This is a genomic window from Rhizobium sp. Root1203 (assembly GCF_001424945.1).
Classification (GTDB): domain Bacteria; phylum Pseudomonadota; class Alphaproteobacteria; order Rhizobiales; family Rhizobiaceae; genus Rhizobium.
Map to the genome: position 1 here is coordinate 1 of NZ_LMCW01000045.1, position 13,032 is coordinate 13,032.

The following is a 13,032-nucleotide window of genomic DNA, read 5'->3' on the forward strand; positions in this document are numbered from 1 at the left end:
TCCGTGCCCGGTATATAGAAGTAAGTCGTGCCGTAGGCGTCGCAGACGCGCACATACTCTGCCGGCTCCGGCTCAGCGGCGACGATCGCATCCGCTGCGTTCGCAAACGAAGGACTGGCCAGCGCAATGGCCGATCCAAGAAATGCGTACCTGAGATTCACCATGCGCTCCCCACATTGCAGCCTCTGATTCGCAATGATCTTCTTATGCAGCGAAAACGCAAGTGCCTTGCGCGCCACAGGGAATGACGGCGCGGGTGGGCTTGAGACGCCTTCGGTCAGCTACCCTGTCGATCTATTGGCGCAGGAAGTCCAAAATTTATGCAGAAAAATATTTGCTTGATTTTAAGGCTCGCTTCGCGCATTTCCAGAAACACGACAGACGCTATCTAGCTTCGCGATGCGTTCAACAAAGAATGGATGCCGGTAAATCCGTGGCCACTCAACCCTTGAAGTCCAGTTTGAACGTACTGGTCATCGATGAGAACAGCATCCGGGCATCTATCATCGAGGTAGGGCTCCGGGAGGCCGGTTACGACCGCGTGACTGTAGCCGATGACATGAACGGTCTGGCGCGGCGGATCGAGGAGATCAATCCCGACGTCATTGTCATCGATCTGGAGAACCCGAACCGCGACATGCTGGAAAGCATCTTCCAGATCTCGCGTGCGGTTAAACGCCCGATCGCCATGTTCGTGGACAAATCGGACGAGGACTCGATCGTGGCAGCCGTCGAGGCGGGCGTGTCGGCCTATATCGTCGACGGCCTCAAGAAGGAGCGCGTCAAGCCGATCCTGGAAATGGCCGTCAGCCGCTTCAACGCCTTCAGCCGCCTGCAGCGCGAGCTTGCCGACGCCAAATCGGCGCTTGAGGAGCGCAAGATTATCGATCGGGCCAAGGGCATACTGATGAAAATGCGGGGCCTGTCGGAGGAGGAGGCTTTCGCCCTCCTGCGGCAGACAGCGATGAATGAGAAGAAGAAGATCGCCGAGATCGCCCAGAGCGTGGTGACCGCCGCTGGACTGCTGATGTGATCGCGGACGCTCGGCGTTTGCCTGGCATCCGGAGGAAACCGGAATGGATATGACGATGACCGAAAGTGCCACCGGCGGCCTTGCCGCCCCTGCCCGCGCCTCGACCGAGGGTCCGAAGACATTGAGGGCAGGCTTCATCCCGCTCGTCGACGCCTCCGTCTTGATCGCGGCAGTGGAATTCGGCTTTGCAGGAAAGGAAGGTCTGACCCTTGACCTCGTCAAGGATGTCTCGTGGGCCAACGTCCGCGATCGCCTCGCCTTCCGCCAGTTCGACATCGCCCATATGCTCTCGCCGATGCCGGTTGCCTCCATGCTGGGCCTCGGATCCAACCCGTCGCCGACGATCACGCCCTTTTCGCTCGGCCGCGGCGGCAACGCCATCACTCTGTCGACGCGCCTGTTCGACAGGATGCGGGAAGACGCCGGCCTTGCGGAGACCGCAGGCGCGCTCGAGAGCGCCCGCGCGCTCGCCATGGTCCTGCGCGACATCAAGACACGCGGCGAAGCGCTGCCGACGCTCGCCATGACCTACCCTTTCTCGTCGCACAATTACGAATTCCGCTATTGGCTGGCCGCCGGCGGCATCGACCCCGACAACGACGTCAGGCTTGTCGTCGTGCCACCGCCGCTGACCTCGGACGCGTTGGCCGCAGGCGCCATCGACGGCTTCTGCGTCGGTGCGCCCTGGAACATGATCGCCTCCGAACGCGGGGTCGGGCGAATCGTCGCCGCCAAGCAGGACATCTGGCCCTCGGCGCCGGAAAAGGTGATCGGCATGCGGCCCGACTGGGCCGAAAGCCACCCGGACACCGTCTCCCGGCTGATCGTCGCGCTCGATGCTGCGGCGCGCTGGTGCGACCGTGTCGAAAACCACGACGCGCTTGCCGAAGCGCTGGCGGATGCACGCTACATCGCCGCCCCGGTGCAGATCATCCGCCATGTCCTGGCCGGCGAATTCAACCTCGACGCCAGGGGCAACCGGCGTGTCATCGACGACTACTTCCTGTTCCACGGCCGCTTTGCCAACTATCCGCGCCCGAGCCACGCATTGTGGATCTACAGCCAGATGGTTCGCTGGGGACAGGCCGATATGACGCTTAACAATGCAAGGATCGCTACATCCGCCTATCGCCCCGATCTCTATCGTGCCGCCCTGGGCGAGGTCAACACTCCGCCCGATGCGGACATCCGCATCGAGGGCACCGAGGACGGCGACCGCTTCATGGACGGGCATGTGTTCGATCCCTCCCACTTCGTCGAATACGTCTCCGGCTTTGCCGTCAGGAGCAATAGGGCAAAACCCGGTGCCGACGACGTGTGAACCCATGCTGTGATGCACAATTTGATTGCACTGCGAATGCAGCAGCACCGGCAACAGCTCAAAACAGCAGCAGACGAGATCGACGCCTCAAAAATAGGCATCAACTGATCTCCAGCTATTACGCTGCCATTTCAATGCATTATTAGGAATGAGCAAAACTGGCATGCTGCTTGCATCGCCCTTAGCGCACCGGTCAACGGCGACCGGAGCAAGATGAACGCGCGATTGGCGTTCACAAAAGACATCGACGTCGCAAGGTTTTTGCTGTCCGGGACCTCCCTCCCGACGACGCAATCTCCGAGCGGCGTTTTTTTATTCCCGAAATTCCGGCCATCACCAGCAGAGGGGACCTCGGAATGAACAAGACAGTAACGACCGGCATCACCCGCCGCAGCATCCTGAAGACGACGGCTACCGCAGCATTGATCACCGCAGTCCGCACCGCCTTTCCCTCGGGCGCCTTCGCCGCCGCCGCGGGTCCCGAGGTCACCGGCGCCAAGCTCGGCTTCATTGCGCTTACCGACGCCGCCCCGCTGATCGTCGCCAAGGAAAAGGGCCTCTTCGGAAAGCACGGCCTTCCTGACGTCGACGTCGCCAAGCAGGCTTCCTGGGGTGCCACGCGGGACAATCTTGTGCTCGGCGGCGCTGCCAACGGTATCGACGGCGCCCACATCCTCTCGCCGCTTCCCTACCTCATGCAGACAGGCAAGGTGACGCAGAACAATCAGCCGGTGCCGATGTCTGTCCTCGCCCGACTGAACTACGACAGCCAGGGCATCTCGGTCGCCAAGGAATATGCCGATACCGGCGTGCAGCTCGACTCCTCCAAGCTGAAAGCCGCCTTCGAGAAGAAGAAGGCTGAAGGCAAGGAAATCAAGGCAGCCATGACCTTCCCCGGCGGGACTCACGACCTCTGGGTCCGCTATTGGCTCGCCGCCGGCGGCATCGACCCGGACAAGGACATCTCGACCATCGTCGTGCCGCCGCCGCAGATGGTGGCGAACATGAAGGTCGGCAACATGGACGTCTTCTGTGTCGGCGAACCCTGGAACGAGCAGCTCGTCAACCAGGGCATCGGCTTCACGGCGGCGACGACCGGCGAGCTCTGGAAGGGTCACCCGGAAAAGGCGCTGGGCATGCGGACCGATTGGGTCGAGAAAAACCCGAACGCCGCCAAGGCCCTGCTGATGGCCGTGATGGAAGCTCAGCAATGGTGCGACAGCATGGACAACAAGGAGGAAATGTCGACCATTCTCGGCAGGCGCCAGTGGTTCAACGTTCCGCCGAAGGACGTCCTCGGCCGCCTCAAGGGCGACATCAACTACGGCAACGGCCGCGTCGTCCACGGCACCGATCTCTACATGAAATTCTGGGCCGGCGGCGTCTCCTATCCGTTCAAGAGCCACGACACGTGGTTTCTCGCCGAGAACATCCGCTGGGGCAAGCTCGCGCCGGATACCGATATCAAGACGCTGGTCGACAAGGTGAACCGCGAGGACATCTGGCGCGAAGCGGCCAAGGACCTCGGCGTTGCAGCAGCCGACATTCCGGCATCCTCCTCTCGCGGCAAGGAAACCTTCTTCGACGGCAAGGTCTTCGACCCGGAAAACCCGTCCGCCTATCTCGATAGCCTGGCCATCAAGGCCGCGTCCTGATCGCGTCTCCGGCGCGCAAGGGGCGCGTCGGTCCTTTCTTGAATTCGTATGAGGAGCGTTCCATGCCGGCCCTGGCCAAGAAACAAACAATCGCGACAGCCGCAGCCGCGTCGACGACAGCAACCATTCTGCCGCTTTCAAAGCGGCCTGCAGCCAGGTTCGACGCGAGGAAGATCGCAGCCGCGGTCGCACGCAACGTCGTCCCGCCCCTCGTGGTGCTGGTGATCCTGCTTGCCGTCTGGCAGGTGCTCTGTTCGTCGCCCACCGCCTCCCTGCCGTCGCCGCACCAGGTCTGGCAGGAAAGCTACGATCTGATCGCCTACCCCTTCTTCAACTACGGCTCGCAGGACATCGGGCTTGGCTGGCGCGTCCTGATCTCGCTGCAGCGCGTCGCCTACGGCTTCGGCCTCGCCGCAATTGCCGGTGTCGTCGTCGGCGCCGTCATCGGCCAATCGGTCTGGGCGATGCGCGGCCTCGACCCGATCTTTCAGGTGCTGCGTACCGTGCCGCCCCTCGCCTGGCTGCCGCTTTCGCTCGCGGCATTCCAGAACGCCAACCCATCGGCGATCTTCGTGATCTTCATCACCTCGATCTGGCCGGTGATCATCAACACCGCCGTCGGGGTGCGCAACATTCCCCAGGACTACCGCAACGTCGCCAAGGTGCTGCGTCTCAATCAGATCGAGTTCTTCTTCAAGATCATGCTGCCCTCGGCCGCACCCTACATCTTCACCGGTCTTCGCATCGGCGTCGGCCTCTCCTGGCTCGCGATCGTCGCAGCCGAGATGCTGACGGGTGGCGTCGGCATCGGCTTCTTCATCTGGGATGCCTGGAACTCGTCGCGCCTGCCCGACATCATCGTCGCCCTTGCCTACATCGGCGTCGTCGGCTTCGCGCTCGACAAGCTGGTTGCAGCCGTCGGCAAGCTGATCACGCGCGGCGCTTCGGCCAATTGAGAGGAACGATCATGAACGCCTATCTCAAACTCGACCACATCGACAAGTATTTCGACCGCGCAGGAACGCGCGCAGAGGTGCTGAAGGGCATCAACCTGACGATCTCCAAGGGAGAGTTCGTCTCGATCATCGGCCACTCCGGCTGCGGCAAGTCCACGCTGCTGAACCTCATCGCCGGGTTGACGCCGGTCTCGGCGGGCGCCGTGCTTCTCGAAAACCGCGAGGTCAACGCCCCCGGCCCGGAGCGCGCCGTCGTGTTCCAGAACCACAGCCTGCTTCCCTGGCTGACAGTCTATGAAAACGTCAACCTCGCCGTCTCCAAGGTCTTCAGCAGTTCGAAGGGCAAGGCCGAGCGTCATGAATGGGTCATGGCCAATCTCGACCTCGTCCAGATGGCCCACGCCAGGGACAAGCGCCCCTCCGAAATCTCCGGCGGCATGAAGCAGCGCGTCGGCATTGCCCGCGCGCTGTCGATGGAACCGAAGATCCTGCTTCTCGACGAGCCCTTCGGCGCGCTCGACGCGCTCACCCGCGCTCACCTGCAGGACGCGGTGATGGAGATCCACGCCCGGCTCGGAAACACGATGGTGATGATCACTCACGATGTCGACGAGGCCGTTCTGCTCTCCGACCGTATCGTGATGATGACCAACGGCCCGGCGGCCAGGATCGGCGAGGTCCTCGAGGTCCCGATCGACCGCCCACGCAACCGCATCGAACTCGCCTCCGACCGAACCTACCTCAAATGCCGCGAAGCCGTGCTGAAGTTCCTCTACGAACGCCACCGCTTCGTCGAAGCCGCGGAGTAACCGACATGACCGAGAAACTCGTTATCATCGGCAACGGCATGGCGCCCGGGCGCATGCTCGAGCACCTGTTCGAAAAGGCGCCCGGCCACTATCAGGTCACCATTTTCAACGCCGAGCCGCGCGTCAACTACGATCGCATCATGCTCTCGCCGGTTCTGTCGGGCGAAAAGACCTACGAGCAGATCGTGATCCATGGCGATGGCTGGTACATCGACCACGGTATTACGCTCTACAAGGGCCACAGGATCGTTGCGATCGACCGGCACGCCAAGACCGTGACCTCGGACCACGGCGTTACGGAGAGCTACGACAGGCTGGTGATTGCCACCGGCTCCGTGCCCTTTATCATCCCCGTTCCCGGCAAGGACCTGCCCGGCGTCATCACCTACCGCGACCTCGACGACGTGCAGGCCATGCTGCTGGCGGCCCAGTCGCGCGAAAAGGCAATCGTCATCGGCGGCGGCCTTCTGGGCCTCGAAGCAGCGGCCGGCCTCGCCCAGCGCGGCATGGACGTGACAGTGCTGCATGTGATGCCAACGCTGATGGAGCGCCAGCTCGATCCAGCTGCCGGCTATCTCCTGCAGAAGGCCGTCGAGGAACGCGGCATCAAGGTCATCACCAAGGCCAACACCAAGGCGATAACAGGCAATGGCAAGGTCGAGGGCATCGAGCTCGACGACGGCCGCATCATCCCGGCAAGCCTTGTCGTCATGGCGGTCGGCATCCGTCCGAACGTCGGCCTCGCAAAGGACGCGGGCCTCGCCGTCAACCGCGGCATCGTCGTCGACGACGGCATGCGGACCTCGGACGGCAGCATTCTGTCGCTGGGCGAATGCGCCGAAGTCGGCGGCATGGTCTACGGCCTCGTCGCGCCGCTCTACGAAATGGCCCGTGTCGCCGCCTCGCACCTTTCCGGCGACACGTCGGCCGCCTTCGTCCATTCCGACACGCCGACCAAGCTCAAGGTGACGGGCATCGATCTCTATTCGCTCGGCGATTTTGCCGATGGCGACGACCGTGAGGAGATCGTCCTGCGCGATGCGACAGCCGGCGTCTACAAGCGTCTCGTCCTGAAGGACAACAGGATCATCGGCACCGTGCTCTACGGAGAGACCGCCGATGGCGCCTGGTTCAACGATCTCAAGAAGAAGGCGACGGACATCTCGCAGATGCGCGAGACGCTGATCTTCGGACAGGCCTACCAGGGAGGGTCGCCGCTGGACCCTATGGCGGCCGTTGCAGCCTTGCCGGATGATGCGGAAATCTGCGGCTGCAACGGCGTGTGCAAGGGCAAGATCACCTCGACGATCTCGGGCAAGGGCCTGACGTCGCTCGACGATGTGCGAGCCCACACAAAGGCCTCCGCCTCCTGCGGCTCCTGCACCGGCCTGGTCGAGCAGCTGATGGCCCTGACGCTGGGCGACGGCTACAACCCGGCCGCCGTACAGCCGATGTGCACCTGCACCGAGCTTGGCCACGATGATGTCCGCCGCCTGATCAAGGCCAAGGGTCTGAAGAGCATTCCTGCCGTGATGCAGGAGCTGGAGTGGAAGACCTCCTGCGGCTGCGCCAAATGTCGGCCGGCGCTCAACTACTACCTCGTCTGCGACTGGCCGGACGAATATGCCGACGATTACCAGTCCCGTTTCATCAACGAGCGTGTCCACGCCAACATCCAGAAGGACGGCACCTACTCCGTCGTGCCGCGCATGTGGGGCGGCGTGACCAATTCCAACGAGCTGCGCGCCATTGCCGATGTCGTCGACAAGTTCGAAATCCCCATGGTGAAGGTGACGGGCGGCCAGCGCATCGACCTGCTCGGCATCGAGAAGGAAGATCTGCCGGCGGTCTGGGCCGATCTCGGCAAGGCCGGCTTCGTCTCCGGCCAGGCCTATGCCAAGGGCCTGCGCACCGTGAAAACCTGCGTCGGCTCCGACTGGTGCCGCTTCGGCACGCAGGATTCGACCGGCCTCGGCATCCGCATCGAGAAGTTCATGTGGGGCTCCTGGACGCCGGCGAAGCTGAAGCTCGCCGTCTCGGGATGTCCGCGAAACTGCGCCGAGGCAACCTGCAAGGACATCGGCGTCGTCTGCGTCGATTCGGGCTTCGAGATCCATTTCGCCGGCGCCGCCGGCCTCGACATCAAGGGCACCGAGATCCTCGGGCTCGTCAGGACCGAAGACGAGGCGCTGGAGCATATCGTGGCGCTGACGCAGATGTACCGCGAGCAGGCCCGCTATCTCGAGCGTATCTACAAATGGGCCAAGCGCGTCGGCCTGGAGGAGATCCGCCGACAGATCGTCGGCGATGCCGAAAAACGCCAGGGCTACTACGGGCGTTTCGTCTTCAGCCAATCCTTCGCCCAGGTCGACCCCTGGTCGGAGCGCGTCTCCGGCAAGGACAAGCACGAGTTCAAGCCGATGGCGACCGTCGGGTATTCAGAAGCTGCGGAGTGAGGGGATAGATATGAACTGGCATCCAATCGGCGACATCTCCGATATTCCGCTGCGTGGCGCACGCTGCGTAAAGACGCCACAGGGCAAGATCGCCGTCTTCCGCACGGCCGAGAACGAGGTCTTCGCCATCGAGGATCACTGCCCGCACAAAGGCGGCCCGCTCAGCCAGGGCATCGTCCACGCCAGGGCGGTCACCTGCCCGCTGCACAATTGGGTGATTTCGCTGGAAACCGGCAAGGCACTCGGCGCCGACGAGGGCGCGGTCCGCACGATTGCCGTCCGCAACGAGAACGGTGCCCTCTCGATCGCCCTTGAAAGTCTGATGATGGCGGCAGAATAGATGGCGGAAGAGGTCAAGACCACCTGTCCCTACTGCGGCGTCGGCTGCGGCGTGATCGCCAGGATCGCCGACGACGGCGTCGTGTCCGTCAACGGCGACCCCGAGCACCCCGCAAACTTCGGGCGCTTGTGCTCGAAGGGCTCGGCGCTCGCCGAAACCATCGACCTCGACGGACGCGTTCTGCATCCGGAGATCGCCGGCCGGCCGGCCGGTTGGGACGACGCTCTGGACCTCGTTGCCAACCGCTTCTCGCGAACCATCGAAGAGCACGGGCCGGACGCCGTCGCCTTCTACGTCTCCGGACAGCTGCTGACCGAAGACTACTATGTCGCCAACAAGCTGATGAAGGGCTTCATCGGCTCGGCCAACATCGACACCAATTCGAGGCTCTGCATGTCGTCGTCCGTCGCCGGCCACCGCCGCGCCTTCGGTGCCGACACGGTGCCCGGCGCCTACGAGGACATCGAGCTCGCCGATCTGGTGATCCTGACCGGCTCCAACCTCGCCTGGTGTCACCCTGTCATCTATCAGAGGTTGGCGGCGGCCAAGGCTGCGCGCCCGGGTATGAAGGTCGTGGTCATCGATCCGCGCCGCACGATGACAGCCGATATCGCCGACCTGCATCTGGCGATCCGCCCGGACAGCGATGTCGCCCTCTTCGTCGGCCTTTTCGCGCATCTGATCTCGCACGATGCCGTCAATCAGAACTATGTGGCCGAATACACCAACGGCTTTGCCGAAGCGTTCGCATCGGCCTCCGCGTCGTCCTTCAACGGGATCCTGGGGTGCACGGGCCTGCCCGCCATGCAGCTCCGCGAATTCTACCGTCTGTTCGCAACGACGGAGAAGGTCGTCACCTGCTACAGCCAGGGTGTGAACCAGTCCGTCTCGGGCACGGACAAGGTCAACGCCATCATCAACTGCCACCTCGCAACCGGCCGCATCGGCCGCCCCGGCATGGGGCCTTTCTCGCTGACCGGCCAGCCGAATGCCATGGGCGGCCGCGAGGTCGGCGGGCTGGCAAACATGCTCGCCGCCCACATGGCGTTGGAGAGCGCCGATGACCGCGACCGCGTCCAGCGCTTCTGGCAATCTCCCGGCGTGGCGACGAAGCCCGGCCTGAAAGCCGTCGACATGTTCGAGGCCGTCTCAGGGGGGCGTATCAAGGCACTGTGGATCATGGCGACCAACCCCGTCGTCTCGATGCCGAATGCCGATGCCGTGGAGGCAGCCATCAAGGCCTGCCCGTTCGTGGTCGTGTCCGACATCCTCAAGCAAACCGACACGACCCGGCACGCCCACGTGCTGCTGCCCTCGCTCGGCTGGGGAGAAAAGAGCGGCACAGTCACGAACTCCGAACGCCGCATTTCCCGCCAGCGGCCGTTCCTCGACGCACCCGGCGAAGCGCGCGCGGACTGGTGGCAGCTGACCGAAGTCGCGCGCCGCATGGGCTTTGCTGAAGCATTCCCGTTCGCATCCCCGGCAGGCATCTTCGAGGAGCACGCAGCGCTCTCCGCCTTCGAAAACGACGGCAGCCGCGATTTCGACATCGGTGCCTGTTCCGGCATCGACGAGACGGACTATGACGCGATGTCCCCGTTCCAGTGGCCGAGGTCCGCAGGCGACGTGAAGGCCGACACCCGCTTTTTCGCCAAGGGCGACTTCTTCCACGCCGACCGCAAGGCACGCTTCGTCGCGGTGGAACCCGCCGCTTCGGACCGGACCAACGCCGACTACCCCTTCACGCTCAACACCGGCCGCATCCGCGACCAGTGGCACACGATGACCCGATCGGGCAAAAGCGCCCGCCTGTCCTCCCATATCGCCGAACCCTTTGCCGAACTGCATCCCCGCGATGCGATCGAGATCGGCGTCGGCAACGCCGGCCTCGTGGAGATCGAAAGTCCGCATGGCAAGTCGATCGTTCGCGCGTTGATCACCGACCGGCAGGCGCGCGGCAGCATCTTCGTGCCGATGCACTGGAACGATCAGTTCGCGGCCCGCGCCCGTATCGATGTGGTCGTTGCCCCCATCACCGATCCGTTCTCCGGCCAGCCGGCCTCCAAGAACGTTGCGGTCGCAGCACGGCCCTTCAAGGCGGCGCGATATGGATTTGCCGTCTCGGCCGGCAAGCCGCAGAGCCTCGACGCCGCCTATTGGGCAGTGGCAAAGGCCGACGGCGGCTGGCGCCTGGAACTTGGCTTCGATCGTGCTGTCGACGACTGGTGCAGCTGGTGCCGCGAGACGTTCGCCATCCCCGCGGGCATTGAACCGCTCGGTTACGCCGACCAGCAATCCGGCGATCTCAGGCTGGCCTTCTTCGACGGCAAGCGGCTGCTCGCGGCGCTGTTCCTCGCGCGCCAGCCGGTGGCGGTGGCCCGCAACTGGGCCATCTCGCAGCTTGCCGCCTGTCACGACGACCTGCGCAAGCGCTTCGCGCTGGTCGCCGGCCGCCCCGGCGCCGACCAGCCGGATCCAGGGGCAACCGTCTGCTCCTGCTTCAGCATCGGCGTCAACCAGATCGTCGAGGCAGTCCGCAGCGGCTGTCACAGCGTCGAGGCCGTCGGCAAGGCAACCAATGCCGGAACGAACTGCGGCTCCTGCCGCTCCGAAATCAGGGGGATCATCGATGGATGTCTTGCAGCCGCCGCGGAATGACAATCCGGCCCGCCTGGAACCTCTCGCCAAGCTTCCGGTCTTCTGGGCACTGGAAGGGAAGCGCGTTGTCGTCGCTGGCGGTTCGGATGCGGCAGCCTGGAAGGCCGAGCTTCTCGCGGCCTGCGGCGCCGAGGTGCACGTCTATGCAGAGAGGCTGTCCGACACCTTCGAAAAGCTCGTTCTGCGCGGTGCAGAACATCCACGAGGCTCATTCGCTCACCACCCGCAGGCGTGGGACGCATCTATCGTCGCCGGCTCGGCGATCGCCATCGCCGACTGCGGGGACGACGGCGAAGCGCGGGCATTTTTTGATGCCGCCCATGCGGCCGGTGTACCCGTAAACGTCATCGACAGGCCTGCCTTCTGCCAATTCCAGTTCGGCTCGATCGTCAACCGGTCGCCGGTCGTGGTGGCGATATCAACCGATGGCGCTGCACCCATCCTGGCCCAGGCAATCCGCCGGCGGATCGAGACATTGTTGCCGCGGGCGTTGAAAGGCTGGGCCGAACTTGCCCAATCGCTGCGGGAAACCATCAACGAGCGGCTCGTGCCCGGACCGCTGCGCCGCGTCTTCTGGGAAGGTTTCGTCGACCGCGCGTTTTCAAGTTCCGATACGCCGGAGGAGGGCGTCGGCGGGCTGCTTCTCAAGGAGGCCGAGCGGCTTCGGGAAGCGCCCGCCCACTCGTCCGGAGGTGGCCGCGTCACACTGGTCGGCGCCGGCCCCGGCGACGCGGAGCTGCTGACGCTGAAGGCGGTTCGCGCCCTGCAGGCCGCGGATGTGATCCTGTTCGACGACCTCGTCTCATCGGAGGTCCTGGAGCTTGCCCGCCGCGAAGCGAAGCGGATGCTGGTGGGAAAACGTGGCGGCCGCACCAGTTGCCGCCAGGAAGACATCAACGAGACCATGGTGAAGCTCGCCAAGGCAGGCAAGCGGGTCGTGCGCCTGAAATCCGGCGACCCGATGATCTTCGGCAGGGCCGGCGAGGAGATCGCCCATCTCGATCGCGAGAACATTCCGGTCGATGTGATCCCCGGCATCACGGCTGCAAGCGCCATGGCCTCGCGCCTCGGCATCTCGCTGACCCATCGCGACCACGCCCAGTCGGTGCGTTTCATCACCGGCCATTCCCGCTACGGCGGATTGCCCACTGATGTGAACTGGGCAACCGTTGCCGATCAGCAGACGACGACGGTCTTCTACATGGGAGGCCGGACGGCCCCTGCGATCGCCGGGAAACTGATTGCCGAAGGCCTCCCGCCCGCCACGCCCGCCGTGATCGTCAGCGACGTGAGCCGTACGACGGAGCGCGCATGGCGCGGCAGCCTTGCAACTCTCTCCGACGGCATCGTTCAGATCGGCTACGACAATCCCGTCCTGATCGCCGTCGGAAGCGCGCTCGCCGCGCGTCGAAGCGAGCAGGACGACAACGACCTCACGCAGATCGCAATCGCATTCGAAAGGGCAGGATGATGCAGTTTCAGGCGATGGCCCCGGCTCTCCTCGTCCTGTCGATTGCGTTCAGCGCATGCCGCTTCGCGACCATATTTCGTGCCCGGCAGGATTCGTCCGTCGCAGTCTCGCCTCAGACGATATTCGCAAGTGCTGTCAGTATCGGTTCGCTCGGCCTGGCTTTCGCCGGCAACGGCTTTTGGATCGCCCTGCTCATCGTCCTCACCGGCGCGCTTGCCGCGGCGGCAAGGAGGACGTCGGCCCATGATGGGGATCTCTGGCTCTCGATGGCCAGCCTCGCAGCCTACCTCCAGTTCGTCCCGGCGGCTGCTCTCTAGCGCAAACGTCGAAAGC

Annotated in this window: 11 protein-coding genes; 10 read left to right on the forward strand and 1 reads right to left on the reverse strand. The window is 64.0% G+C overall.

Translation table 11 applies throughout. The features are described from left to right. A partial coding sequence (locus ASC97_RS26505) for a porin (RefSeq protein WP_443216786.1) occupies nt 1-164 on the reverse strand: 164 nt, incomplete at its 3' end. A 251-nt stretch (nt 165-415) separates the two neighbouring features. On the opposite strand from ASC97_RS26505, the gene ASC97_RS26510 reads away from it, so the two are divergent. The 10 genes from ASC97_RS26510 to ASC97_RS26555 all read left to right on the forward strand — a co-directional run bounded on the left by ASC97_RS26510 (nt 416) and on the right by ASC97_RS26555 (nt 13,016). Next, the gene (locus tag ASC97_RS26510) at nt 416-1,033 is read left to right on the forward strand and encodes an ANTAR domain-containing response regulator (RefSeq protein ID WP_057471328.1); all 618 of its coding nucleotides are present in this window, start codon (nt 416-418) and stop codon (nt 1,031-1,033) included. 43 nt (nt 1,034-1,076) lie between these two features. After that, nucleotides 1,077-2,354 (forward strand): CmpA/NrtA family ABC transporter substrate-binding protein, encoded by a 1,278-nt coding sequence (locus tag ASC97_RS26515; RefSeq protein WP_057471329.1) that lies wholly within the window; start codon nt 1,077-1,079, stop codon nt 2,352-2,354. Nucleotides 2,355-2,710: 356 nt separating this feature from the next. Next, nucleotides 2,711-4,009 carry a CmpA/NrtA family ABC transporter substrate-binding protein gene (locus ASC97_RS26520; RefSeq protein WP_057471330.1) on the forward strand — a complete coding sequence of 433 codons (1,299 nt, stop codon included), beginning with the start codon at nt 2,711-2,713 and terminating at the stop codon, nt 4,007-4,009. Nucleotides 4,010-4,071: 62 nt separating this feature from the next. Further along, nucleotides 4,072-4,965, forward strand: a complete 894-nt coding sequence (gene ntrB / locus ASC97_RS26525; RefSeq protein ID WP_057471331.1) for a nitrate ABC transporter permease — start codon at nt 4,072-4,074, stop codon at nt 4,963-4,965. An 11-nt stretch (nt 4,966-4,976) separates the two neighbouring features. Further along, nucleotides 4,977-5,774, forward strand: coding sequence for an ABC transporter ATP-binding protein (locus tag ASC97_RS26530; protein ID WP_057471332.1), 798 nt, complete (start codon nt 4,977-4,979; stop codon nt 5,772-5,774). A 5-nt stretch (nt 5,775-5,779) separates the two neighbouring features. Then, entirely contained in the window at nt 5,780-8,230 is a 2,451-nt protein-coding gene (gene nirB / locus ASC97_RS26535; protein ID WP_057471333.1) for a nitrite reductase large subunit NirB, read from the forward strand. 10 nt (nt 8,231-8,240) lie between these two features. Continuing rightward, nucleotides 8,241-8,570 carry a nitrite reductase small subunit NirD gene (gene nirD / locus ASC97_RS26540; protein WP_057471334.1) on the forward strand — a complete coding sequence of 110 codons (330 nt, stop codon included), beginning with the start codon at nt 8,241-8,243 and terminating at the stop codon, nt 8,568-8,570. Beyond that, complete coding sequence (locus ASC97_RS26545) at nt 8,571-11,228, forward strand: nitrate reductase (RefSeq protein WP_057471335.1); 2,658 nt, start codon at nt 8,571-8,573, stop codon at nt 11,226-11,228. After that, on the forward strand, nt 11,200-12,699 hold the full coding sequence (gene cysG, locus ASC97_RS26550) for a siroheme synthase CysG (RefSeq protein WP_057471336.1): 1,500 nt from the start codon (nt 11,200-11,202) through the stop codon (nt 12,697-12,699). Before ASC97_RS26545 ends, cysG begins: the two co-directional genes overlap by 29 nt. Beyond that, on the forward strand, nt 12,696-13,016 hold the full coding sequence (locus ASC97_RS26555) for a hypothetical protein (RefSeq protein ID WP_244481606.1): 321 nt from the start codon (nt 12,696-12,698) through the stop codon (nt 13,014-13,016). The genes cysG and ASC97_RS26555 overlap by 4 nt, the downstream gene beginning before the upstream one ends. The last annotated feature ends 16 nt before the right edge of the window (nt 13,017-13,032 follow it).

Excerpts from the sequence above, each read along its gene's own strand:
- ASC97_RS26530 (WP_057471332.1), top strand. The coding sequence starts at position 4,977 with ATGAACGCCTATCTCAAACTCGACCACATCGACAAGTATTTCGACCGC.
- nirB (WP_057471333.1), top strand. The coding sequence starts at position 5,780 with ATGACCGAGAAACTCGTTATCATCGGCAACGGCATGGCGCCCGGGCGC.
- cysG (WP_057471336.1), top strand. The coding sequence starts at position 11,200 with ATGGATGTCTTGCAGCCGCCGCGGAATGACAATCCGGCCCGCCTGGAA.
- ASC97_RS26555 (WP_244481606.1), top strand. The coding sequence starts at position 12,696 with ATGATGCAGTTTCAGGCGATGGCCCCGGCTCTCCTCGTCCTGTCGATT.
- ASC97_RS26510 (WP_057471328.1), top strand. The coding sequence starts at position 416 with ATGGATGCCGGTAAATCCGTGGCCACTCAACCCTTGAAGTCCAGTTTG.
- ntrB (WP_057471331.1), top strand. The coding sequence starts at position 4,072 with ATGCCGGCCCTGGCCAAGAAACAAACAATCGCGACAGCCGCAGCCGCG.
- ASC97_RS26545 (WP_057471335.1), top strand. The coding sequence starts at position 8,571 with ATGGCGGAAGAGGTCAAGACCACCTGTCCCTACTGCGGCGTCGGCTGC.
- ASC97_RS26520 (WP_057471330.1), top strand. The coding sequence starts at position 2,711 with ATGAACAAGACAGTAACGACCGGCATCACCCGCCGCAGCATCCTGAAG.
- nirD (WP_057471334.1), top strand. The coding sequence starts at position 8,241 with ATGAACTGGCATCCAATCGGCGACATCTCCGATATTCCGCTGCGTGGC.
- ASC97_RS26515 (WP_057471329.1), top strand. The coding sequence starts at position 1,077 with ATGGATATGACGATGACCGAAAGTGCCACCGGCGGCCTTGCCGCCCCT.